This window comes from Neobacillus sp. FSL H8-0543, from assembly GCF_038592905.1.
Lineage (GTDB): Bacteria > Bacillota > Bacilli > Bacillales > Cytobacillaceae > Neobacillus.
This window is the reverse complement of record NZ_CP151943.1, coordinates 754,657-777,224: the sequence shown is the minus strand read 5'-3', so window position 1 is coordinate 777,224 and position 22,568 is coordinate 754,657. Positions and strand designations below refer to the sequence as shown.

Sequence of the window (22,568 nt, the reverse complement as noted above, 5' to 3'; positions counted from 1 at the left end):
CTATTTTGACACTATCGATACCTAGTATACTTATTCTAAGAGTAACAAAAAATTATTAAAATTTAGGCCTGTTAAAGACCATTATTAATATTAAAACACTGTTGATTGGAGCGGAAGGCGCGAGACTCCTGCGGGAGTACGGGGCTGGGGAGACCCCACAGGCGCTTTAGCGCTGAGGAGGCTCCCCGGCACGCCCGCGGAAAGCGAAGCGCCTGGAGCGGAAAGCAACAGCCAAGTTTACAAAGCTAAAATTTTAATAGGTAGGGTGAGCTATATGAACAATATTTTAATAATTGAGGATGAAGAAAGCGTATCGGTGGTTATAAAAGGCTATTTGGAAAAGGAAGGATATCACGTTCAGTGTGCCGCCACTGGACTAAAAGGAATAGAAATTTTTAATAAAGAAAATATTAAACTAGTAATACTAGATTTGATGCTCCCCGATATTAGCGGTGAAGAAGTATGCAAAATCATGCGTCAAAAATCTGATGTTCATATATTTATGCTAACAGCAAAGGGGTCTTTAAACGACAGGATAGATGGTTTAAACCTTGGTGCAGATGAATATCTAATCAAACCCTTTAGTCCTCGTGAGCTGACGGCCAGAGTAAATGCCCTCTTCAGAAGGTTAGATGCAAAATTCCCATCATCAAGTATATTGCTAGATGACGGAAATATGGTCATTGATTGTGATAAAAGGTCTGTGAAAATTCAAAACGAAGAGATTCCTTTTACACCAAATGAGTTAGATATTTTTTGCACCCTTGTTGCAAATAAGGGAAAAGTATTATCTAGAGAACAGCTAATAGACAAAATATTTGGAGCCGATTTTAGAGGGTATGATCGGACAATCGATGTGCACATAAAAAATATACGTAAGAAGATAGAAAAGGACACGAAGAATCCCAAATATATTGTTACTGTAATGAAAGCAGGCTATAAATTTGGCGGTGAGGGGTAATTGCAAACCATCAGCAGAAGATTAAGTTTATTATTTGTTTCGTGTGCGATTGCAACAATTCTCCTTGTAATATTATTCGTAAATATAACCGTTACGTATAAATTCAATCACTATATGGTTGATATTCAGAACAAAAGATACGAAAGAATTGTTGGCCACTTTGTAGAAGTATATAAAAGAGAAGGAAAATGGACAGAAACCTCTGGAGTAGAATTGATGCACGAGGCATATATGGGGAATTATTGTTTGACACTTATGGACAGTAATAGAATACCTGTATGGGGAATGGATCCAACGGATTTAGAAAATCAGATGCACATTGGAGAAATGTCCGCAACAGACAACGGTGTATATACCTCTAAGACGTATGAAATAGAATTAGATAATAGAGTAGTTGGTTATGTTGATATTGGACAGTATTCCTCTGTGCTTATGTCTGAAGAGGATATAAATTTTAAAGGATCGATAATTAAAAGCATCGTTGCTAGTGGCATATTAACACTCATTATTATAACTTTTTTAAGTCTTTATTTTTCTAAACAGTTTTCTAATCCGATTCGGGAAGCAGCAAAGATGTCTGTGCGCCTTTCCAAAGGGGACTTTGAGGCGAAATCCAATATAAAGAGTAATATTGAAGAACTTGAAGATTTAAGAATAAGTGTAAATATTTTAGCCAGAAAATTAAAGAATCAAGATACCCTTAGAAAAAGGTTAGTCTCAGACATTTCTCATGAAATTAGAACTCCCTTAAATGTACTCCAAAATAATCTGGAAGCAATGATTGATGGTGTTTTACCGGTTACACAAGAGACTTTAGTTTATCTTAATCAAGAAGTCATTAGGTTTGGCAAATTAATAAATAATCTAAATGTATTAAAAGAATTTGAAGATGAAAGTATAACACTTAATTATCAAGAGATTCTGCTAGATGAATTTATTACTGGCATATGCAGAGATTTTTACAGGATAGCTGAAAATAAGCAAATAATAATTGATTACTTTATACAGCCAATTGAAGATAAATATCGTATTAATGGAGATAAAGATAAATTAAAGCAGGTATTCATTAATGTCATTTCCAATGCACTTAAATTTACTGAAACAAATGGAAAAGTACTGATTAAGTTATATGAAACTAGTAAAAATATTATAGTAGAAATTAGTGACAATGGAATAGGAATTAAACAAGAAGATCTACCATATATATTTGAAAGGTTATACAGAGGAGATAAGAGCAGGCAGCAAATTGATGGAAATGGTATTGGATTGACGATTGTCAAAAATATATTACAACTTCATAATGCGAGTGTGGATGTTGTCAGCAAAGAAGGAGAAGGAACTACGGTTAAGATTTATTTTATTAGATAAAATTAATTTATGATGGCGATACCCAAATAAATTTGGAGGTATCGCCATATTTTTACTTTTGGGATGATAAATTCACTTATTACTTTATTTTAAGTATTTACTTTTAACATCCTCAACGTTAATCGAGCTAATATCGTCAACAGCATCAATGATTCCTATTAATTCTTGCTCATTTAGATAAATACCGTAGGAGCCTGCTTTATTAATTGTAAAATTAATATCAACTATTCCCTTTGTACCGTTAAACTCCATGACGATTTCCATTGTATCTGCATTCATGATCAAAAAGTCTCCATCAGGATTGTCAAACGAGGATAGGTCTAAAGATACCCTTGTATTCATTCCTGTATTAAGGATTATTATAAGCGGGTCTAATTCGTAACCAATTCCCTTTATTGAAATAGTTTGCTCATTATTTGCAGCTTGTACTTTTTTGATTAGTCTATCTGCGGGTACCTTGCTGATATCATCTCCATAAATACTAGGCTCTGATGGAGCAGTTACTTCCTGTGGAGAACTAACTGCAGTATCCAGCCCTGTTCCATCACTGCTTGAAGCGGTAATAGACTCGAGATCTTCAACAACCTTTATGATCCCTCGTTTCATACCCATCCAACAGCTAAAGTTAAGATCCTCATTGCCAGGTGTAAATTCGATTAAGTTATTTCCACTTTGAAGTTTTTGCTGTAAGTTCAGTGCTGGAATAACGATGGAATTATTACAGCCAGTAATTTCTTCTCCATCCACTACCCACTGAACAGGCATACCTTTTTGTACATATAGCGTATTTGGCGTGTAGCCACTCACCTTTGCAGTCATATTTAAAACCTGTACACCATCTTTGATGGTTGCCTTGGTTGCTTTCGATGAAGAACCTAGACTATTAGCATCACCAAATGCTCCAACACTTGCCATGAGGGCCATAGGGCTGAAGTTCATTCCTGCTAGAGCCAAACCCCTATTGCTCATAATAAGTCCAAGAACGATAATAAGGACACCGCTAAATTTAAGAATTTTCTTTGTATAACCCTTACTTAAAAGACTTGATAATGCTCCAAACGTTAGCATGAGCGGGACAGTGCCTATCGCAAACATAAACATCGACAAGGCACCGCTTATAGCACTGCCTGTTCCTAAAGCAAAAATTTGCATCGTTTGAAGAGGACCACAAGGCATTAGACCATTAAGAAATCCGACAAATAACGGTGCTCTAGGTTTACTCATCGCTTTACAAGCTACATTTGGTAATTTAATTTGGAATTTTCTAAAGGCCTTAAAACCTGACATATTAAAGCCCATCATAATCATGAATACCCCAGCAAAAAGCTGCAGAACAGCTTTGGCCATTAGGGAAAGTGCGAAAACTGAGCCAATTGCACCAATGATTCCGCCGAGTAATGTATAAGCAATTACTCTTCCGAGGTTATATAAAATGGCGGGTTTCATTGCTTCAAATTTATTTTTACCCTCTTTACCTATACTTTGTGACAGCATGATTCCCCCACACATACCTACACAATGGAGAGAAGTAATAACACCGATAACAAATAAAACAGCATAGGAAGCATTATTAAGTTTTGCTTCCATATCAAAGCTTCCCGTATTTATTCCGAGTAATACTACAGTAGCTACTATGAAAAGAATTCCGATAAACTTATAGTCTTTAGACTTTTCAGTACCGTATCCTACACTTTGGATTGCTGTTTTTATTTCGTCAATACTGCATTGCTTATCATCAAATTCAATATCAGCAAATTGACCGGCAAAACTGGCTTTGACATTTACGACACCATCTAATTTTCTTACAGTCCTTTCAACGCGCTTCTCACAAGATGTACAGGTCATATCGTACACCTTGATGCTTTCCTTTTTGATACCCATACTCGTTCCCTACCTTTTCGTGTTAATGTGCAAATATTTAAGATAGGTAAAGTATAGGGAAGAGATATGTTGATGATATGTAGAAAAAGTGCATGTTAGTGAACATTTTGTAGACAAAATGTAGATAAAAATTGAAAAATATTTTTTATTTCAGCTTGTCCACCGTACTATTTCTTCGAGTAGTCGCTTAAAAATGTAAAAAGGATTCACCTTTAGGAGTGACTGCCATGAAAATAGACGGTGTTTTTTCTGGAGGAGGGATTAAAGGGTTCGCTTTAGTTGGAGCCTATCAGGAAATTGAAAAAAGAGGTTTTCAATTTGAGAGGGTAGCTGGGACTAGTGCAGGTTCAATTGTTGCTGCATTAATTGCAGCTGGTTACCGCGGGAATGAAATCAATCAGTTACTCGCTGAACTAAATCTAACGAAATTTCTTGATGCTCGTAAAATGATTGTTCCTTTTCCTTTTGCGAAATGGCTGTCCTTTTTTTGGAAAATGGGGATATACAAAGGGAATGAGTTAGAGAAATGGGTTGAGGAAAAATTAGCAGCCAAGGGGTTAAGAATCTTTTCGGATTTGCCACCGCAAACATTAAGAGTCATAGCCTCTGACCTTTCGAATGGCCAGTTAGTGGTTCTTCCGGATGACTTGGTAAAATATGGAATATCCCCAGGGTCCTTTTCCATCGCCAAGGCGATTCGAATGAGCTGCAGCATCCCTTACTTTTTTGAGCCTGTTAAACTAAGGTCGATGGATGGAACAAACATTATCGTTGATGGAGGGGTATTGAGCAATTTTCCTATGTGGCTCTTTGATCGGGAGAATGTCCAAAAATTAAGGCCAGTCCTTGGAATCAAGCTAAGTCCAAATGAGTACGAACATGAAAAACATCAAATCAAAAATGCGTTTCAATTATTTGGTGCTTTATTTGAAACGATGAAAGATGCACATGATTCCAGATATATTTCTAAAAAACACGCCAAAAACATTATCTTTATTCCTACAGAGGGTGTATTAGCAACTGAGTTTCACTTAACTGATATAAAGAAACAGGCATTGTTAGATTTAGGAAAAGAGTCAGCAGAAAAATTCTTTAAATCTTGGTGTTACTAATAAAAAAGAAAAATCGAGCGATTAAAGAGATGCCCGATTTTTCTTTTTGCCTTTTTTTCCTTCAATGACAGTTAAGTGAATAGAAGAATTTTTCTTCGTCTTTTTGTTTTTCTTTATGGATGTTAGTGGTCCAAATGAAGAAACCTTTGCTTGTTGTTCGCCACTCTTGCTCTGCAAACGTTTTTTTGACCTTTTAGCGGCTTTAATAAATGCCTGCTGCTCTCTTTTCTGAGGATTTGACTTACGAATTTGTAGAAAAATAAAGTAAATGGCTAAGCCAACTAATGCAATGACTGCTATTGACTGAAGAAAGGCCATTGGATCCTCAGTGAATTTACCAACGAGGCCAATTATTGCAAAAACAACTAGACTGCCAACCAAAAGAACAGAAATCCGATTTTTCAAGAAAAGCCACCTCCCTAAGAGCATCATAAGCATATTTTTTACCTTTTAAACAAAAAAGAGTAAATATTTAACAAATTTTTTAGCAAGCTATTTTTATAATATATTTTATTTTTTTATTTTTACTTAATGTTAAAACAACCTCTTTAAAGTGGAAAGAATTTTAAAAAATAAAAATGATTACCTACTACCTTTTATTCTACTTCAATTTATAAAAAACCTCTATGATGGCATAATAATTTCCAATTTAATTTTTATTGTGTGCAAGAGTTTCGAATCAGAGGGCATAATATTGTGAAATCCCATTAATAAATTTGTTATAAAAAATTAGACTTCTAAAGTGAGGTAACAGACATGGCAAGAGAAATAATAAAGAAAAACTATCCGAAGCCTATGTCATTTGTGGCGATGGTTTTTTGGACAGGACTATTTGGAGGGTTATTCTGGGGATTGATAGGCATACTCGCATACTATTTCAATTTTACAGAAATTCGTCTCAACGTAATCCTTGAGCCGTGGGCTCTTGGACATTGGAAGAATGAGTGGCTTGGCACTGTCATTTCACTCATTATTTTAGGAATGCTCTCCGTTGGTGCAGCATTTGCTTATTATCTTGCGTTAAGGAAAATTAAAGGAATATGGGTGGGAATTGGATATGGTATTATTTTATTCTTACTTGTGTTCTTTGTTCTAAATCCGCTCTTTCCAAGCATGAAATCATTCGTTGATTTGAAGCTTGATACAATTATCACCTCTATCTGTTTATATTTGGTATATGGGGTGTTCATTGGATATTCAATAAACTACGAATTTCAGAATAATAAAATGGAAGCAAATGAGACGGCAACTTAGCCGCTATATTGGTCGTGAGATGCTAATCTGTGTTAAAATAATTGGGGTATGAAGCAGGCTGTATTAACCTAATGGATAGATATAGGAGAGTGGGAACAGATGGAAAAGATAGAAAGATTAAGGTCAAGTTTTTCAGAACAGGGGATTGACGGGTTACTCATAACAAGTCAATATAATCGTCGCTATTTGACTAACTTTACAGGGTCTGCAGGGGCTGTGTTGATAAGTGCTGAAAAAGCTCAATTTATTACCGATTTTCGTTATATTGAACAGGCTTCTAAGCAATGTCAGGGTTTTGAAATCGTTAAGTTTACTGGAACTATTCCTGAAGAGGTTGCCAAGCAGGCTAAAAATTTAGGTATACAAAAACTTGGTTTTGAAGAAGATTATTTAACTTTTTCTACATATAACACCTATAAAAGTGAAGTTGAGGGAGAATTAGTCCCGATTTCAGGTTTAATCGAAAAATTACGCTTGATTAAGACCGATGCAGAGATTAAGATATTAAAGGTAGCAGCAGACATTGCTGATGCTGCATTTAAACATATTTTAGAATTTATACGTCCAGGAAAGACCGAACTGGAAGTATCGAATGAATTAGAGTTCTTTATGAGACGTGCGGGTGCGACTGCCTCTTCTTTTGACACCATTGTTGCTTCAGGGTATCGCTCTGCATTGCCACATGGTGTAGCCAGTGACAAGATCATTGAAAAAGGAGATATTGTAACACTTGATTACGGTGCATATTACAACGGATATGTTTCTGATATTACACGGACAGTTGCTGTAGGCAATCCTGATGCCAAGCTAAAAGAAATATATGAAATTGTTCTTGAAGCACAGCTTAAGGGCATGGCTGGAATTAAACCAGGTATGACTGGAAAAGAAGCAGACGCATTAACCAGAGATTACATAACAGAAAAGGGTTACGGAGAATATTTTGGACATTCGACTGGGCATGGAATCGGTCTTGAGGTCCACGAAGGTCCAGGTCTTTCAATGAGGTCAAATATTACTTTAGAATCAGGTATGGTCGTTACATGTGAACCTGGAATTTATGTCGAAGGCCTCGGCGGTGTTAGGATAGAAGATGACCTCCTACTCACCAAGGACCATAACGAAGCTCTCACTCATTCTACAAAAGAACTAATTATATTGTAAGGAATATTAGGAGGATTATTATGATATCTGTTAACGATTTTAAAACAGGATTAACAATAGAATTTGACGGTGGCCTTTGGCGCGTACTTGATTTCCAACACGTTAAACCAGGTAAAGGAGCTGCATTTGTACGTTCAAAGCTCCGCAATCTACGCAATGGCGCTATACAAGAAAAAACCTTCCGTGCCGGTGAAAAAGTTGAAAAGGCACAAATAGATAATCGTAAAATGCAATACCTCTATGCAAATGGTGATCAACATGTATTTATGGATATGGAATCCTACGAACAAGTTGAACTTCCAGAAAACAGTATTGAATATGAATTGAAGTTCCTAAAGGAAAATATGGAAGTACACATCATGATGTTTAATTATGAAACACTTGGTGTTGAACTGCCAAACTCGGTTATTCTTGAAGTGGCTGAAACAGAGCCGGGAATTAAAGGCGATACCTCTTCAGGCGGAACGAAGTCAGCAACTCTTGAAACAGGTCTTTCTGTTCAAGTTCCATTCTTTATTAATCAAGGTGACAAATTAATCATTAACACTACAGATTCATCATACGTATCACGTGCATAATAGAAGCCTTAGTCCGAGAATTTCTGGACTAGGGCTTTCTTTTTTTGTAATTACTACTCTCTTTATCGGAAAAACTTCACTAAATAGTAAGAAATTGATGTCTGAGGCTTATTGGTATTTTGTTAATATAAACTAAGAAAGATATTATACAAGCAAAGGGGTGACACAGAAATTGAAAAAAATTACTTCTCTCTTACTACTCTGTTTTGCTGTCGTGTTAATAGCAGTAGCCTGCAGCTCTAATGAAGCCAATTCAACTTTGGATAAAAAGCATAAGCCTCTGCCAGATTATGTTATGAATACTTCAGAAAAGATTCAAGAAACATATAAAATGGTAACAAACTATCCAGAAGTTGTTGCAGGTGTTCCATGTTATTGCGGATGCTTTGCACAAGATGGCCATGTGAGCAACTTGGATTGCTATATTGATCAATTTGGACCTGACAATGCAGTCGTTGAATATGATTCAATGAGTATAGCCTGAGACGTCTGTATCGATATCGCCCGGGAGGCGATTGATATGCATCTTGACGGTAAAAGTCCTAAGAAAATATACGATTTAATCACTAGGAAATATGAAGATTTTGGGGAACCGACTCCTACACCAGAACCCAAGTAAAGGATAACTTATGAAAAAAATATTATATAGCCTTTACATTATCATCATTATTGGAATTATTGTTTGCGTACTAAATAGTGATCTTTTTAATAACGAAAAATCGAAAGCAATAGCTGCTGGAGAAAAAGTTTATAATCAGCAATGTTTGATCTGCCATGGTGAAAAAGGTAGAGGTGAAGGCAAAAATGCCGGAACTGCTATTAATAATCAAAACTATTTAAATGCTGTCTCTGATAAAGATATCTATAACAGCATTAAATATGGCAGAGAAAAGACACCAATGCCCTCCTATGATCCAAGACTATCCGAAACAGATTTGAATAATCTTGTCGCATTTATTAGGGAATGGCAAATAGAAGAAATAGATTTTGATGTGCCAAAAACAATTGCTGGTAATACTGAAAATGGTGAAAAGGTTTATAATCTATATTGCCTTAGCTGCCATGGTGAAGCCGGATCGGGTAAAATAAAGATGGGTACAGCCCTGGCAAACCCGCAATATTTGAAATACACTTCTGACCAGCAAATATGGATTGGAACTGCCTATGGACGTGAGGATACACGGATGGGGCCTTCTTTAAAGGGTCTTGACGGCGTTCGTCAGCTGAAAAAAGAGGAAATAACGGATGTTGTAAGTTATATTCGTTCAATAAAAACAAAAGAAGATATTGAAAATGACTACCTTGAACCTTGAAGCCATTAAATTGGCTTCAAGGTTTTTTTAAGACTTTTAGTTCAGACCTTAATTTTCAATCTCATATGACCATTCATTCATACCACCTGTCATGTTATATATTTTTTTAAATCCTTTTTCTAAGAGGATATCAGCAGCCTGCTGTGAACGATTTCCGCTTCGGCAAACCACTAGATAACTTTTATCTTTATCCAGCTCCTCACTCATTCCTTCAATTTCTGGCAAGGGAAGTAACTCAGACTCTGGAATATGTCCACTATTGTATTCGTCCAGATTCCTAACATCAAGGACGATTACATCTCCCTGATCAATCATTTCTTTGGCCTTCTCACTTGAAACATTTTCGAAGGATCCACGCGTACAACCAGCTAGCAAAAAAATTGCAATAATAGCTAATATCTTTTTCAAAATTAGCACCTCATCTTATATTTAATACTTTGATAGTACTGTGTTTTTAGATGAAAAAGAATGGAGAAAAGTGGTATAAACATATAAAATCTGCAAGAAGAGACGATTATTAACAAAACGTTCATTTTCGATAGATAAAGGATAATACAATTGGGGTTATAGTACTAGTTGGGGAAAAACTTTTTAAAACTAAAATACCATTTTGTAATTATTGTAAGAGAAAAAAGAGATTTTCGAGGTTAAATGTGAACAATTTGTGGTTGTTTTTTGTCTAAAACATAACAAATAATCTTGATTTACAAAATGTTCAAATGTGTTTCAACTGTAAGTGGCTGAATCATATTATATTTATTTCAAAGAGGACAATAGTGAAAAACTAAAACGATAAAAGTAATGTTTTTTTAATCACAAGGAGGATCCATATGTTAAAAAAGAGGTTGTTTGCAGTATTTATTATTACAGCATTTTTTTCAAGCTTTATTATTCCAAGAGTGGAGGCAGAATCAACATTCCAGGCAGAAAAGTTTCCTTATAGTCAAATGCAGATTCAAGTGATGCCTGAATTTGATTATCCGGAAAATTGGCCAAAAGAAACTCCATCACTACTACTAGGACTTTATGGAACATTTACAAACAAAAGCGGTCAAGATTATGACGGCAAAGTTGAGATTCCAGTTCCTGCAAAAGAAAAAGGATTTCAAGCGTATTTAGTAGCAGAATTTCCGGATGAAAATCAGCCTGAAGTGCAGCGTCCATTTGATTTAGATGAAGAAAATGGTGTTATTTCTTGGACACCTTCTAAGGCCATTAAAAATGGCGAGACTTATAGATTTGTAGTTGAGTACTATACAAGCTCAGTGGATGTAAAAGATAACAGAAGCTTTACATATGAATACACAAGCCAAGCAGATATCGAAACGATGGATGTCATCTTCTATGCTCCTATGGACGCAAAGGAAATCGTTATTGAGCCAAAAGCACAAAACAATACGAAAAGTGAATATGGTGAAGAACTATTTTACTATCAATACAAAGATTTTAAAGCAGGAGAAAAGGTAAAGTATACCTTTACATATAAAAAAGATGGTTATGAATCAACTTTAACTGCAATCAATAAACAACAGCCGCCAAATGATAAAGACCATGAAGGTGTATCTGGTAATGCAACAGATCAAATATTAAATGGCGGAAATAGCGGAAATAGCGGTAATGGGGATCGACCACTTATTGGAGTTGGCGGGGCCTCTGTAATCGGAATCGCTATCATCATCGCTGGTGTCTTCATCTATTTAGGCTTAAAAGGGAGATCACAGGCAACTGCTACAAAGAATACAAAAGCAGCCAACCCACAGCCAAAGAGGAAGACTGTAAAAAAAGAATCTAATTCACTTCATACTGATGATAAAAAGGATTTACGCAGAAAGCTTTTAACAGGAAAGATAGATCAAGAAACGTATGAGGAAGAAATGAAAAAATTAATTTAATGGGGTGAGAGGAATGAAAAAGAACACAATTGTAATGCTAGGCGGCTTTATTATTGCAGGTGCTATTGTTTTCTTGCTAATGGCAGCAACACCGGGATCAAGTGGAATTGAATTAACAATGAAGGACCTTTTAGCTAACCAGGAAAAACATAAAGATGACTTTGTAACGGTAGAAGGATTATTAATTGAAGAATCTATCAAATGGAATGCAGATGATATTGAATTAAAGTTTGATTTAAAAGATAACGACGGCAACCTGATGCATGTTATTCATAACGGTACGAGACCAGATAACTTCTCAGAGGGAGTAATTGTTATTCTTCAAGGTTCACCAACGAAGAAAGACACCTTTGTTGCGGAAACTGTTAAAACAAGATGTCCTTCTAAATATGAAGGTGAAGACATCGAAAACTATGATCCTAAAAATCATGAAAAATTATTAGACCAGCCACCAACGCAAACAGATGACGCAAAATAATAAGAAGGTGACGTAATGTACTTATTTGCTAACGCAACAATCTATGTAGGCTTAGCGCTTGCGATTTATTCACTCCTGATTATCACATTGGGGATCAGCACAAAAAATCAAAGACTAATTAACAGTGGTAAAGGCGGAATGGTTGGAATCCTAGTCTGTGTCTCAATGGCTATGCTTTCCTTGTTTTACCTACTCGCCACCTCTCAATTTCAATATGAATATGTTACGGATTATACCAGCAGTGAGCTTCCTGTCATATATAAATTAACCGCATTATGGGCGGGGAATTCAGGCTCCTTATTGTTATGGACTTTCTTCTTAGTCCTTTACACTGCGATGATAGCTTTTTCTAGAAAAATGAGAGGAAACCCGATGGTTCCTTACATTTCAGCGATACTTTTAGGGAACATCGTATTCTTCTTTTTAATCCTTGGGTTTGTAGCCAAGCCATTTGTATTATTGGATCAAGTTCCGATGGAAGGTCACGGCTTAAATCCAATGCTTCAGAATCCTGGAATGATTATTCATCCAGTAACTCTTTACTTAGGTTATGTAGGACTTGCCATCCCATTCGCCTTTGCTATGGCAGCATTAATATTGAAAAATGTGGATGACTTCTGGATTAAAATGACAAGGCGATGGACGATTATTGCTTGGTTGTTTTTAAGTCTTGGGAATATTTTTGGCGGACAATGGGCGTATGTTGAACTGGGTTGGGGCGGCTACTGGGCATGGGATCCCGTAGAAAATGCCTCCTTTATGCCTTGGTTAACCGCCACTGCATTCTTGCATTCAGTTATGATTCAAGAACGGAAAAACATGTTAAAGATTTGGAATATCAGTTTGATTATTACTTCATATGCCTTAACATTATTTGGTACTTTCCTAGTACGAAGCGGTGTTCTTACATCGGTTCATGCATTTGCAAACTCAAATCTGGGTTTATATTTCCTAATCTTTATGGGTGTAGCGGTAATTGGTGCTCTTTATGTATTAATGAGCCGGTATAACTTGCTTAAACGAAGTGCAGGAGAATTTAATTCTTATGTTTCAAAGGAAAGCAGTTTCTTAATTAACAATCTATTATTGGTTGGATCTGCGTTTGCTGTATTTTGGGGAACAGTTTTCCCATTAGTATCAGAAGCAATCAATGGCACGAAAGTAACTGTTGGTATTCCTTTCTTCAATACCGTACAGGCACCTATCCTTTTGTCGTTGATGTTCTTAATGGCGGTGTGCCCGTTGCTTGCATGGCAGCGTTCATCCTTTAAAAATTTAAAGAAAAACTTCTTAATTCCTGCCATTCTTTCCGTACTTGCAATGGCATTAATGGTTGTTCTTGGTATCCAGAAGGCGTGGGCAGTAATTGGATACGGAGTGATTGTTCTATTACTTATTACACACTATTTAGAGTTCTATCGAGGGGTAAAAGCTAGACGGAAAATGAAGAAAGAAAAAGTTTATCTTGCTCTTTATCATTTAATGATTAAAAATCGTCGTCGATATGGTGGATACATCGTCCATTTGGGTATTGCTTGTATTGCCTTAGGAATTATTGGTTCACAAAACTATGAAGTAGAAACAATGAAAACAGTTAACTTAGGAGAATCGATTGAGGTAAGAGATTATCGGCTTAATTACGAACGTCTCGATCAAAAACGTGAAGGAATCAATGACATCGTCTATGCGGAATTAACAGTTTTCAAGAATGGAAAGAGAATCGGTACCATCCAGCCTGAAAAAGTATTTTACGGCAACTGGGATCAACCTTCTTCAGAAGTAGGGTTAATTTCAACCTTAAAAGAAGATTTATACGTTGTCTTAAGTGATTGGGAAGAAGATGGCAAAGCAACCTTTATTGTAAGAATAAATCCGATGATTGCATGGCTGTGGATTGGTTCCTTCTTACTTGTAATCGGATCTGTGTTTGCAGTCTGGAATGGAAAATATAACAATGTGACTCCAAGATACACAGGAGTGCGCAAAGAAATTTCTTAATAATAGAGGAATCCTTTCATCCATGAATGATGAAGAAACGCAAAAAGTATCTTTAGGATGTGAACATAATGCAAGAAATCACGGTTATACCAATGATTTTCACCGCAGCTCTAGTGCTAATCTGTCTATTTCTGGTCCTAGCACCATTCTTTACCTGGGAGTCATATTTACATTTTGCAACAAAGGGCCAGGACTCAGCCTCAGACAAAGAAGTACTCTTGACGACGCTTAATGAATTGGAATTTGAATACAAGATGGATAAAATCTCGCATGCTGATTATAAGAATTTGAAAAAACAATATGAAGCACAAGTAGTAGGTATTATGAAGGAAGAAGAATTAGAACTGAGCAGCAATAAGTTTGATAAAGATATAATGGCTGAAGTTGAAAGTGAAATTGAAGCAACAATGAAGAGCTATCAAAAGAAAAAGGGGGAAGAGAAGTGATCAAGAAAATCACAATTTTCTTCCTCGGGCTGATGCTGTTAATCCCTATAAATGGATTAGCAGCATCGGAATCTGCGATTTCAGTAGATATGCACTATCTTGTCGTTAGTCCTGCAGAAGATGGATCAACTAATTTGATGAATATGGTGAACTTCACAAATACCTCAGGTGAGATATATAAAGGCGATGGCACAAGTGACGCCGTATTAAATGTTAATCTCCCTAAAGGGGCATTAGGTTTTACCTTTTTAGATAATAAAATTGCTGCAAAACAGGTTGATACAGGATTTATTACAACAGACCCTGTTCCAGCCAATCAAACCATGGTCTTACCTTTTAGCTATCGAATGGCACAAGGAGAGGATATCAATTTAACAATCGATTATCCTGTCCAAATGATGCAGATTCTCGTTCCTGAAGGAATGGGCAGTATTGAATTTGAAAATATCGAGGCTACTAATCAAGGACTCTTCAAAATGGACGATAAGAATTACCAGGGATACAGCGTTGAAGGCATTGAAGCGGGCAAAACCTTTACTATGATCTATGACAAAGACAAACAGCCATCTTCAAGTAGTGTTCAAGAGTCGGTAACAGAAAAAGAATCAACTGGGGTCGTTACAAAAGCTGCACCAGATTTTCATAATCCTGGCCACTTAAGAATGTGGGCACAATCTCCATTAAAGAATTGGGATCCACACGTATTCTTAATTGTAATATCAGCAATTATTATCGCAGGGATTTCTTATTATGCTTATTTTAGAATAAAAGCCAGGAAACAAGAGGAAATCCTCGGAGCGGATAAGGATGAACAAGCATTTAAACTCTTAATGACAAAGCAAAAGGCAATTCTAGAAAAAATACTTGAATTAGAAGAAAACTTCGGTGATGGAACGATGTCTGAAGAGGAATACCAAGTTAAACTAGAAGCGTATAAGAAACATTTAGTTCAAGTAAAAATGAATTTACGCCAATTTGTTGAGTAACGGTCAGAATGCGAGGGACTATAAATGATTGAAATTAAAAAGCTCATCAAGCAAGCTGACAATAAGATAATACTAAGGGGGATAGACCTTTCAATTAAACAAGGTGAAACGGTTGCTATTCTCGGCCCAAATGGTGCAGGTAAAAGTACCTTATTAAAAGTACTTGCAACCCTTATTAAACCATCATCGGGTTTGGTAAAGATTAACGGATTGGATTTAAAAAAAGATCAAATTGAAGTAAAAAAGATATTTGGTTATTTACCGCATTCCAGTTTACTCTATGATCACTATTCGCCGCTTGAAAATCTTATTTTCTTTGGAAAACTTTATGGCGTTAAAAATATTGATAAAAGAGCCGCTGAGCTTGTAAAAGAAGTAGGTTTATCCTTTTTCATCAATGACCCTGTAAAGAATTTCTCTCGTGGGATGATTCAGCGGATTGCGATTGCTCGAGCAATCATTCATGAACCGAAAATTTTGTTACTGGATGAACCTCATACAGGTTTAGACCAAGGTGCGATTTCTATTTTAAATAATGTTATTCTCTCAATGAAAGAAAAAGGGTCTACAACATTAATGGTTACACATGATTTTAAACAAGCAGCTGAAATTTGTGACCGCATAATTATCATTAAAAATGGAAAAATTGCTGATGATTTTAGAATAAATGATAAATCATTAACGCAAGTTTCCGAAAAATATCAGCTTCAAGTGGAGGGAGTATCATAATGTTAAAAGCAGCCCTCACAATTGCCCAAAAAGATTTACTCTCAGAATTAAAAACAAAACAAGTATTAGGGACAATGATTATATTTGCAGGGTTAGTCATCTTAGTTTTAAGCTTTGCATTTGACCCTGCAAATAACACCACAAAGGCTGTTATTCCCGGAGCGGTTTGGATTATCATTGTTTTTTCAGGAATATTAGGCCTTAATCGCTCGCTGGTATCTGAGCAAAGAAATGACACCATGCATGGGTTATTGGTTGCACCAATGGATGCATCGAGTATTTTTTTAGGAAAGTTTTTCGCTAATTTCATGATGATCATGATTGTTGAAATTGTTTCGATACCGTTTCTATTCCTATTATTTGACTTCGAAGTTACTGGCAGTATTTTATATTTTATACTAGTTTTATTTATTGGCAGTTTTGGCTTTATAGCAATTGGAACCTTTTTAGCAGCACTTGCTTCCAATTCGAAGAGCAGTGAAATGTTGCTCCCGCTACTACTGTTTCCTATTACTAGTCCTATCTTAATAGGTGTTACTCAAGCAACAAAAATCATTCTAACAAATATGGAGAAATTACCGAATGCTCTTGCATGGATGCAATTGGTCGCGGCTTATGACGTAATCTTCTTTGTTCTTTGTTTTTTACTAATCGAATATGTGCTGGAGGTTTAAGAGATGAGTATGAATCTCGAAAAAGAACAAGCGCCCCTTCCTACAACAGAAGCGGCACCGACAAAAAGTTCTTTGCTAACGAAAATATTGTATGGCTGCATGGTAGTTACCTTCTTAGCTGCAATATACACCATTTTCATGTATGCAGAGGTTGAAAAGACGATGGGAGCCGTACAAAAGATTTTTTATATGCATGTTCCATCAGCATGGGCAGCATTTTTAGCTTTCTTCGTTACCTTTGTTTTTAGTATTTTATTCTTAATTAAACGCAAGCGGATTTTTGACACCTATGCCTATGTGTCCGCTGAAATTGGTGTTGTATTTACACTGATTGTGTTAACAACCGGACCCATTTGGGCGAAGTCTTCATGGAATACGTGGTGGGCTTGGGAGCCGCGCTTAACAACAACACTAATCCTCTTCTTTCTTTTCATGGCCTATTTAATGGTTCGTCAAATGGATGGTCCTTGGGATAAAAAAGCTAGACTATCTGCAGTATTTGGAATCATTGGTTTTGCTGACGTTCCAATTGTATTCTTTGCAATTCGCTGGTGGCAATCAAAGTTCCACCCAATCGTGTTTGGTGACGGTCCTTCACAAGAGGGTGGAGGTATTTCAGATACAATGCTAGTTGCTCTTTTAGTTTCAATTGCTGCCTTTACATTCCTTTATGCTTACTTGCTTCATAAGGGAGTATCTTTTGAAAATATGAAAATAAAAGTTAGTCAATATAAACAAAAATTACGTGAGAGCTTAGAAAACTAGGAGGGATTTATTATGGGATTCATGTATGCTGCATATTCAGTTGTCTGGTTAGTTATTTTCGGATATATGTTAATTATTGGGAAGCGTCACAGCAACCTTAAGAAGGAAATAGAGTTTTTAAAACAACTAGATAACTAAGAAAACGAAATAGCCTGTTACTTCAATAACAGGCTATTTCTATAAAACATAAGCGGTGTCAGGGGGAAAGAGGATGAGCAGACGGGTCATCAATTTACTCGTGTTGTTTCTATTGATTGGTATGTTTGGTTTTTTTGGATATAGTATTGCAAGTAAGGGCGGCGATAATACGGACGTTGGAGATCAGGCCTTTAATTTTGAACTGCCCAATTTAGATGGAACGAATACGGTACTCTCAGATTATAAAGGTGAAATGGTTGTCATGAACTTTTTTGCCACCTGGTGTGCACCTTGTGTGGATGAGGCACCGGAGCTTGAGCTTTTTGCAAAAGACTACGGCGATCAATACAAGTTCATCATGATTAACAGAGGTGAAACGAAGGACAGGGTCAAAAAATTTATCGAGAAATATCCAACACAAGCGGTTTATTTATTTGATGCAAGCGACAAGGTTTCTAAAAAGTATAATGTTACCGGTCAGCCGGAAACGATTATAATTGATAGACAAGGTGTAGTCAGAGAGCATCATAGCGGTCCAGTCACCTCTATGCAATTATATGAAATGGTAAAAAAGCACGATAAATAAGAGTTTTTTTGTTTTTAAGAATATGCGTTAAAAGGATTGATGCACATAAGTGTTTCAATCCTTTTTTTTATTTTTAGTAATTTGGACTATATTTATATTCAGCAGAAACAGTTGCTTTTATCACCAGTTGCCCTGGTTCTAGTTGAGTGGAACTTACTCCTTTTACAAAAGTTTGCTGGCTTTCGAAGGGCTGAACTGTCCCCCCGCCTTCAGTAACCAGGACAGGTGTTACGAATAATGATACGTTTATAGTATTTGCAATTGTTTTAGCCTTTTCACCCGCATTTTTTAGTGCCATTGATAATGCCTGGTTATAATAGGACTCTTTGGATTTTGCAGTGAATTGTACATTCGCAATATAATTTGCCCCGTTTTGAACCGCTGTATCTACGACATTGCCAACAGTTGATAAATCATCAATGTTCACCTGCAAAATATGTGTTACTTTATATCCTCGAAAAATTTGTTTCCCTTGATCATAATCGTAATCTGACTCTATCCGGTAATCAAACGTCTTAATATTGTTTTTTTCAATCCCAATGGATACAAGTGCATTGATTAATTGTGTTCCAGTTATAGAATTCTGCTGCTGTGCCGGAATCAATTCCTTATCCTCTGTTATTACTCCAAGATTCACTGATGCTGTGTCAGGCTGAACAGCAATTTGACCCTCTCCAGTCACTATCATTCTATTATTACTCCTATGAAACTGTATATTACGTTGGTTTGGATAGTACATTATTGGTTTCCCTCCTGAAAAAATATTTGTTTTCTTTAAAATACGAATCTCTTACCTTAAGTATGCCTCGCTCAAGTTAGTTATGTGGGCATAGAAATACAGAATATATGACTTTTTGAAAGAATTGCCTTTTTGAAAGTCATATTGCTTTCAGAAAAGCATACATTTGAATTAATGAGACAAGCAACACAAGGAGGTAGCTTTGTGGAAACAATCCTAAAATTCTTACCAAAAAATATTGCCAGCATTATTAGTAAAATCCCTCCTGATCAAAAAGATGAGTTGGAAGAAATTCGGATTCGAATTAATCGGCCGATAGAAATAATGTTAAAGGGAGCCCCCAAATTTTTACCGTATATTATTCAGCAAGAGGATGCTTTCCATTTGATGAATAAGATTAGCCAGTTCTCTATTTATACGCTCGAGGAGGAGTTAAAGCGAGGGTATATAACTGTTTCTGGAGGGCATCGAATTGGTCTAGCTGGTAAGGTCATTCTTGAAGAGGGTATGGTAAAAGCGATAAGGGATATTGCTTCATTTAATATTCGGATTGCTAAGGAACAATTAGGAATTGCCGAATGGATTACTCCTTATTTATTCAAGGATACCTGGATGCATACGATGATTATCGGGCCGCCCCAAACTGGGAAAACGACGTTGCTGCGTGATATCGCCCGAATCATTTCTTCAGGACATAAGCGTAAGGAGATACCGGCTTTCAAGGTGGGAATTGTTGATGAACGGTCAGAAATAGCTGGCTGTGTTAATGGAATCCCGCAAATGTCGTTTGGACATCGTGTAGACGTCCTTGATGCATGCCCAAAAGCAGAGGGAATGATGATGATGATTCGCTCGATGAGCCCGGATGTTTTAGTGGTTGATGAAATTGGTCGGGCGGAGGATGCTGAAGCGATACAAGAGGCCGTAAATGCTGGTATAAAGCTAATTATGACCACACATGGGTCCAGTATGGATGAAATCAGGAAAAGACCTTCATTAAAAAATATCATTGACCAAAAGATTTTCCAAAGGTTCATTGTTTTAAACCGTGCTTCAGGGCCGGGAACCGTTACACATATTTTAGATGAAGACGGAAAAGAAATGAACCACAAAAAAGTGAGAGTGACGTAAATGGTTAAGTTACTTGGTGCCATTTTTATCATTGTTGCAACCACTTGGACAGGGTTTGAGGCCGCTAAACACCTAAGTGAACGCCCTAGACAGCTAAGACAACTCAAATCCGCTCTGCAATCGCTAGAAGCTGAAATTATGTATGGTCATACTCCTTTGCATGAAGCTGCTAGGAGATTAGCTGCTCAATTAACAAAGCCTCTCTCCTCATTTTTCGAAGGTTTTGCGAAGAAGTTAACAGATACGGAAACGACTGTAAAGGATGCATGGGAAGCCAGCTTGAATGAGGTATGGAAACAGACAGCCTTAAAGCAAGGGGAATTTGAAATTATGAAGCAATTTGGAGAAACCCTCGGTCGTCATGATCGCTTTTCCCAGCAAAAACATATCATGCTAACTCTTTCCCATTTGGAAAGGGAGGAAGCAGATGCAATTGACAAGCAAGTAAGGTATGAAAAAATGGCCAAGAGTTTAGGATTCTTCTCAGGATTATTACTGATTATTTTATTAATTTAGGGGGAAAAGCAATGGGGTTAGAAGTCGATATCATTTTTAAAATAGCTGGAGTGGGAATCGTTGTCGCATTTTTGCATACCGTTCTAGATCAAGTCGGAAAAAAGGAATATGCCCAATGGGTTACACTATTCGGTTTTATCTATATCCTGTTTCAGGTTGCTTCAATTGTGGATGACCTCTTCCAGAAAATAAAATCAGTCTTTTTATTTCAATAGAAGGGGGAGCTCTGCCATTGAAATTATTAAAATAGTCGGTGTGGCTCTTGTTGCAACCTTTCTTGCTTTAATAATAAAGGAGCAAAAACCTAACTTTGCCTTCCTCTTAATTGTATTTGTAGGCTGTGTCATCTTTCTTTTTTTAATTGATAAAATCTATGAAATCATCCATATGCTTGAAAAGCTAGCGGTGAATGCAAATGTAAATTTGGTTTATATAGAAACAATCCTGAAGATTATAGGAATTGCCTATATTGCAGAATTTGCTGCACAAATTACCAAGGATGCTGGCCAGGGTGCACTAGCTTCAAAAATAGAATTAGCAGGCAAAATACTAATTCTAGCGATGGCTATACCAATTTTGACCGTTATGATTGAAACCATTATCAAGCTCATTCCAAGCTAATTGGATAATTTCTTTCAAAAACCAAGAGGTGAAAAAGGTGAAGCAAAGGCTGCAGTTTATTCCTATTATCATTCTTTTACTTTTTTTATTTACTTCTTCAAATGTACAAGCTAACACAGAGGGAAATGAAACACCATCGCCTCTTTCACCACAGGAATTGGTTGATGCTCAACTTAAAACAATGGATTTAACCGAGCTTAAGCAATATTGGGAGGATGTTCAAAGTAAATACGGGGGATTTCTTCCTGAAAGCCAAAAAGGGAGTTTATATGATTTCGTGAAGGGAGAAAAAACATTCTCTTTTAAGGAATGGGGAAAAGGGATTTTAAAATTCTTATTTCACGAATTTGTAGTTAATGGAAAACTGCTCGGATCCCTAATTTTACTGACGATATTCAGTATGTTCCTGCAATCTATGCAAAATGCATTTGAAAACAGCACTATAAGTAAAGTGGCATATTCGATCGTCTATATGGTCCTTGTCATTCTTGTACTAAATAGCTTTCATGTGGTTATTCAGTACACGAATGAGGCAATTGGAAGTATGATCTCATTCGTACTGTCACTAGTTCCGCTCTTGTTGGCACTGATTGCCTCCTCTGGAGGAATGATTTCAGCAGCTTTCTTCCATCCGGTTATTTTGTTCCTAATGAATATAAGCGGTTTATTTATGCAGTATGTCATTCTTCCGCTTCTATTCTTAGCTACTTTGTTAAGTATTGTTAGTACAATGTCGGACCAATATAAAGTGACACAATTAGCCCAACTTTTGAGAAATTGGAGCATCGGACTAATGGGCCTCTTCTTGACGATTTTTCTTGGAGTTATTTCAGTTCAAGGGGCATCTGCAGCGATAACTGATGGCATAGCAATCAGAACTGCTAAATTTGTTACAGGAAATTTCATCCCAGTTATTGGCAGGATATTTACCGATGCAGCAGATACAGTGGTCAGTGCATCTGGATTATTAAAAAATACAGTCGGCATTGCCGGGGTGGCAATCCTGCTTATCATCGTGGCTTTTCCAGCAATTAAAATTTTGATGATTGCTTTTATCTATAAATTGGCTGCGGCCATTTTACAGCCTCTTGGAGGCGGACCAGTAATAAAATGCTTAGACATTATTAGTAAGAGTGTCATCTATGTCTTTGCAGCCCTCGGTATTGTCTCGCTCATGTTCTTTTTAAGCATTACAGTCATTATCGCCGCAGGAAATTTAACAATGATGATGAGATAGGGGA

Annotated in this window: 27 protein-coding genes; 23 read left to right on the top strand and 4 right to left on the bottom strand. The window is 36.6% G+C overall.

Features of this window, described 5'->3' with window-relative positions:
• Positions 1 to 274: 274 nt before the first annotated feature.
• Together NSS81_RS04125 and NSS81_RS04120 are read left to right on the top strand one after the other, a co-directional pair.
• Positions 275 to 961 (top strand): response regulator transcription factor, encoded by a 687-nt coding sequence (locus tag NSS81_RS04125; RefSeq protein WP_342432284.1) that lies wholly within the window; start codon positions 275 to 277, stop codon positions 959 to 961.
• Positions 962 to 2,329, top strand: a complete 1,368-nt coding sequence (locus NSS81_RS04120) for a HAMP domain-containing sensor histidine kinase (RefSeq protein ID WP_342432283.1) — start codon at positions 962 to 964, stop codon at positions 2,327 to 2,329.
• Between the two features lie 84 nt (positions 2,330 to 2,413).
• Here the strand turns inward: NSS81_RS04120 and NSS81_RS04115 are convergent, their stop codons facing one another.
• A complete protein-coding gene (locus tag NSS81_RS04115; protein ID WP_342432282.1) occupies positions 2,414 to 4,210 on the bottom strand; it encodes a sulfite exporter TauE/SafE family protein in 1,797 nt (598 codons plus the stop codon).
• Between the two features lie 227 nt (positions 4,211 to 4,437).
• On the opposite strand from NSS81_RS04115, the gene NSS81_RS04110 reads away from it, so the two are divergent.
• The gene (locus tag NSS81_RS04110) at positions 4,438 to 5,322 is read left to right on the top strand and encodes a patatin-like phospholipase family protein (RefSeq protein WP_342432281.1); all 885 of its coding nucleotides are present in this window, start codon (positions 4,438 to 4,440) and stop codon (positions 5,320 to 5,322) included.
• A 21-nt stretch (positions 5,323 to 5,343) separates the two neighbouring features.
• On the opposite strand, the gene NSS81_RS04105 is transcribed toward NSS81_RS04110, so the two are convergent.
• Positions 5,344 to 5,727, bottom strand: a complete 384-nt coding sequence (locus tag NSS81_RS04105) for an SA1362 family protein (RefSeq protein WP_342432280.1) — start codon at positions 5,725 to 5,727, stop codon at positions 5,344 to 5,346.
• 351 nt (positions 5,728 to 6,078) lie between these two features.
• Between NSS81_RS04105 and NSS81_RS04100 the strand changes: the two genes are divergently transcribed.
• The 5 genes from NSS81_RS04100 to NSS81_RS04080 all read left to right on the top strand — a co-directional run bounded on the left by NSS81_RS04100 (position 6,079) and on the right by NSS81_RS04080 (position 9,628).
• Positions 6,079 to 6,576, top strand: a complete 498-nt coding sequence (locus NSS81_RS04100) for a YqhR family membrane protein (RefSeq protein WP_342432279.1) — start codon at positions 6,079 to 6,081, stop codon at positions 6,574 to 6,576.
• A 99-nt stretch (positions 6,577 to 6,675) separates the two neighbouring features.
• Positions 6,676 to 7,737, top strand: a complete 1,062-nt coding sequence (locus NSS81_RS04095) for a Xaa-Pro peptidase family protein (RefSeq protein ID WP_342432278.1) — start codon at positions 6,676 to 6,678, stop codon at positions 7,735 to 7,737.
• A 20-nt stretch (positions 7,738 to 7,757) separates the two neighbouring features.
• Positions 7,758 to 8,315: an elongation factor P gene (gene efp / locus NSS81_RS04090; protein WP_342432277.1), complete on the top strand. Its 558-nt coding sequence runs from the start codon at positions 7,758 to 7,760 to the stop codon at positions 8,313 to 8,315.
• Positions 8,316 to 8,487: 172 nt separating this feature from the next.
• Positions 8,488 to 8,934 (top strand): PCYCGC motif-containing (lipo)protein, encoded by a 447-nt coding sequence (locus tag NSS81_RS04085; RefSeq protein ID WP_342432276.1) that lies wholly within the window; start codon positions 8,488 to 8,490, stop codon positions 8,932 to 8,934.
• Positions 8,935 to 8,944: 10 nt separating this feature from the next.
• Positions 8,945 to 9,628, top strand: coding sequence for a c-type cytochrome (locus NSS81_RS04080; RefSeq protein ID WP_342432275.1), 684 nt, complete (start codon positions 8,945 to 8,947; stop codon positions 9,626 to 9,628).
• A 48-nt stretch (positions 9,629 to 9,676) separates the two neighbouring features.
• Here NSS81_RS04080 and NSS81_RS04075 read toward each other — a convergent pair whose 3' ends face one another.
• Entirely contained in the window at positions 9,677 to 10,036 is a 360-nt protein-coding gene (locus tag NSS81_RS04075) for a rhodanese-like domain-containing protein (protein WP_342432274.1), read from the bottom strand.
• A 422-nt stretch (positions 10,037 to 10,458) separates the two neighbouring features.
• On the opposite strand from NSS81_RS04075, the gene NSS81_RS04070 reads away from it, so the two are divergent.
• The 10 genes from NSS81_RS04070 (at position 10,459) to NSS81_RS04025 (ending at position 18,320) form a co-directional block, all read left to right on the top strand.
• The gene (locus tag NSS81_RS04070; RefSeq protein ID WP_342432273.1) at positions 10,459 to 11,520 is read left to right on the top strand and encodes a hypothetical protein; all 1,062 of its coding nucleotides are present in this window, start codon (positions 10,459 to 10,461) and stop codon (positions 11,518 to 11,520) included.
• Between the two features lie 13 nt (positions 11,521 to 11,533).
• Positions 11,534 to 11,998, top strand: coding sequence for a cytochrome c maturation protein CcmE (locus tag NSS81_RS04065; RefSeq protein ID WP_342432272.1), 465 nt, complete (start codon positions 11,534 to 11,536; stop codon positions 11,996 to 11,998).
• Positions 11,999 to 12,013: 15 nt separating this feature from the next.
• Complete coding sequence (locus NSS81_RS04060; RefSeq protein WP_342432271.1) at positions 12,014 to 13,996, top strand: heme lyase CcmF/NrfE family subunit; 1,983 nt, start codon at positions 12,014 to 12,016, stop codon at positions 13,994 to 13,996.
• A gap of 68 nt (positions 13,997 to 14,064) precedes the next feature.
• The gene (locus tag NSS81_RS04055) at positions 14,065 to 14,442 is read left to right on the top strand and encodes a hypothetical protein (protein WP_342432270.1); all 378 of its coding nucleotides are present in this window, start codon (positions 14,065 to 14,067) and stop codon (positions 14,440 to 14,442) included.
• Entirely contained in the window at positions 14,439 to 15,428 is a 990-nt protein-coding gene (locus NSS81_RS04050) for a hypothetical protein (RefSeq protein ID WP_342432269.1), read from the top strand. Before NSS81_RS04055 ends, NSS81_RS04050 begins: the two co-directional genes overlap by 4 nt.
• A 24-nt stretch (positions 15,429 to 15,452) precedes the next feature.
• Entirely contained in the window at positions 15,453 to 16,157 is a 705-nt protein-coding gene (locus NSS81_RS04045) for an ABC transporter ATP-binding protein (protein WP_342432268.1), read from the top strand.
• Entirely contained in the window at positions 16,157 to 16,831 is a 675-nt protein-coding gene (locus NSS81_RS04040; protein ID WP_342432267.1) for a heme exporter protein CcmB, read from the top strand. Before NSS81_RS04045 ends, NSS81_RS04040 begins: the two co-directional genes overlap by 1 nt.
• 3 nt (positions 16,832 to 16,834) lie before the next feature.
• Positions 16,835 to 17,596 carry a cytochrome c biogenesis protein gene (locus NSS81_RS04035; protein WP_342432266.1) on the top strand — a complete coding sequence of 254 codons (762 nt, stop codon included), beginning with the start codon at positions 16,835 to 16,837 and terminating at the stop codon, positions 17,594 to 17,596.
• A 12-nt stretch (positions 17,597 to 17,608) separates the two neighbouring features.
• Positions 17,609 to 17,734 (top strand): CcmD family protein, encoded by a 126-nt coding sequence (locus NSS81_RS04030; RefSeq protein WP_342432265.1) that lies wholly within the window; start codon positions 17,609 to 17,611, stop codon positions 17,732 to 17,734.
• A 73-nt stretch (positions 17,735 to 17,807) separates the two neighbouring features.
• On the top strand, positions 17,808 to 18,320 hold the full coding sequence (locus NSS81_RS04025; RefSeq protein ID WP_342432264.1) for a TlpA disulfide reductase family protein: 513 nt from the start codon (positions 17,808 to 17,810) through the stop codon (positions 18,318 to 18,320).
• A 73-nt stretch (positions 18,321 to 18,393) separates the two neighbouring features.
• Here NSS81_RS04025 and NSS81_RS04020 read toward each other — a convergent pair whose 3' ends face one another.
• A complete protein-coding gene (locus NSS81_RS04020) occupies positions 18,394 to 19,008 on the bottom strand; it encodes an SIMPL domain-containing protein (RefSeq protein ID WP_342432263.1) in 615 nt (204 codons plus the stop codon).
• Between the two features lie 255 nt (positions 19,009 to 19,263).
• Between NSS81_RS04020 and spoIIIAA the strand changes: the two genes are divergently transcribed.
• From spoIIIAA to spoIIIAE, 5 genes are read left to right on the top strand one after another with little or no spacing between them, the layout of a single operon-like run.
• Positions 19,264 to 20,190, top strand: coding sequence for a stage III sporulation protein AA (gene spoIIIAA, locus NSS81_RS04015; protein WP_342432262.1), 927 nt, complete (start codon positions 19,264 to 19,266; stop codon positions 20,188 to 20,190).
• A complete protein-coding gene (spoIIIAB, locus tag NSS81_RS04010; RefSeq protein ID WP_342432261.1) occupies positions 20,191 to 20,706 on the top strand; it encodes a stage III sporulation protein SpoIIIAB in 516 nt (171 codons plus the stop codon).
• Positions 20,707 to 20,717: 11 nt separating this feature from the next.
• The gene (spoIIIAC, locus tag NSS81_RS04005) at positions 20,718 to 20,921 is read left to right on the top strand and encodes a stage III sporulation protein AC (RefSeq protein WP_007084610.1); all 204 of its coding nucleotides are present in this window, start codon (positions 20,718 to 20,720) and stop codon (positions 20,919 to 20,921) included.
• 16 nt (positions 20,922 to 20,937) lie between these two features.
• Positions 20,938 to 21,327 carry a stage III sporulation protein AD gene (gene spoIIIAD / locus NSS81_RS04000; protein ID WP_342433927.1) on the top strand — a complete coding sequence of 130 codons (390 nt, stop codon included), beginning with the start codon at positions 20,938 to 20,940 and terminating at the stop codon, positions 21,325 to 21,327.
• 37 nt (positions 21,328 to 21,364) lie between these two features.
• Positions 21,365 to 22,564, top strand: a complete 1,200-nt coding sequence (spoIIIAE, locus tag NSS81_RS03995) for a stage III sporulation protein AE (protein WP_342432260.1) — start codon at positions 21,365 to 21,367, stop codon at positions 22,562 to 22,564.
• Positions 22,565 to 22,568 lie beyond the last annotated feature (4 nt).

Coding starts and splice junctions, on each gene's coding strand:
- NSS81_RS04025 (WP_342432264.1), top strand. CDS start 17,808: ATGAGCAGACGGGTCATCAATTTACTCGTGTTGTTTCTATTGATTGGT.
- NSS81_RS04035 (WP_342432266.1), top strand. CDS start 16,835: ATGAGTATGAATCTCGAAAAAGAACAAGCGCCCCTTCCTACAACAGAA.
- efp (WP_342432277.1), top strand. CDS start 7,758: ATGATATCTGTTAACGATTTTAAAACAGGATTAACAATAGAATTTGAC.
- NSS81_RS04115 (WP_342432282.1), bottom strand. CDS start 4,210: ATGGGTATCAAAAAGGAAAGCATCAAGGTGTACGATATGACCTGTACA.
- NSS81_RS04060 (WP_342432271.1), top strand. CDS start 12,014: ATGTACTTATTTGCTAACGCAACAATCTATGTAGGCTTAGCGCTTGCG.
- NSS81_RS04055 (WP_342432270.1), top strand. CDS start 14,065: ATGCAAGAAATCACGGTTATACCAATGATTTTCACCGCAGCTCTAGTG.
- NSS81_RS04020 (WP_342432263.1), bottom strand. CDS start 19,008: ATGATAGTGACTGGAGAGGGTCAAATTGCTGTTCAGCCTGACACAGCA.
- NSS81_RS04110 (WP_342432281.1), top strand. CDS start 4,438: ATGAAAATAGACGGTGTTTTTTCTGGAGGAGGGATTAAAGGGTTCGCT.
- NSS81_RS04100 (WP_342432279.1), top strand. CDS start 6,079: ATGGCAAGAGAAATAATAAAGAAAAACTATCCGAAGCCTATGTCATTT.
- NSS81_RS04070 (WP_342432273.1), top strand. CDS start 10,459: ATGTTAAAAAAGAGGTTGTTTGCAGTATTTATTATTACAGCATTTTTT.
- NSS81_RS04080 (WP_342432275.1), top strand. CDS start 8,945: ATGAAAAAAATATTATATAGCCTTTACATTATCATCATTATTGGAATT.
- NSS81_RS04065 (WP_342432272.1), top strand. CDS start 11,534: ATGAAAAAGAACACAATTGTAATGCTAGGCGGCTTTATTATTGCAGGT.
- spoIIIAC (WP_007084610.1), top strand. CDS start 20,718: ATGGGGTTAGAAGTCGATATCATTTTTAAAATAGCTGGAGTGGGAATC.
- NSS81_RS04030 (WP_342432265.1), top strand. CDS start 17,609: ATGGGATTCATGTATGCTGCATATTCAGTTGTCTGGTTAGTTATTTTC.
- NSS81_RS04045 (WP_342432268.1), top strand. CDS start 15,453: ATGATTGAAATTAAAAAGCTCATCAAGCAAGCTGACAATAAGATAATA.
- NSS81_RS04095 (WP_342432278.1), top strand. CDS start 6,676: ATGGAAAAGATAGAAAGATTAAGGTCAAGTTTTTCAGAACAGGGGATT.
- spoIIIAB (WP_342432261.1), top strand. CDS start 20,191: ATGGTTAAGTTACTTGGTGCCATTTTTATCATTGTTGCAACCACTTGG.
- NSS81_RS04125 (WP_342432284.1), top strand. CDS start 275: ATGAACAATATTTTAATAATTGAGGATGAAGAAAGCGTATCGGTGGTT.
- NSS81_RS04040 (WP_342432267.1), top strand. CDS start 16,157: ATGTTAAAAGCAGCCCTCACAATTGCCCAAAAAGATTTACTCTCAGAA.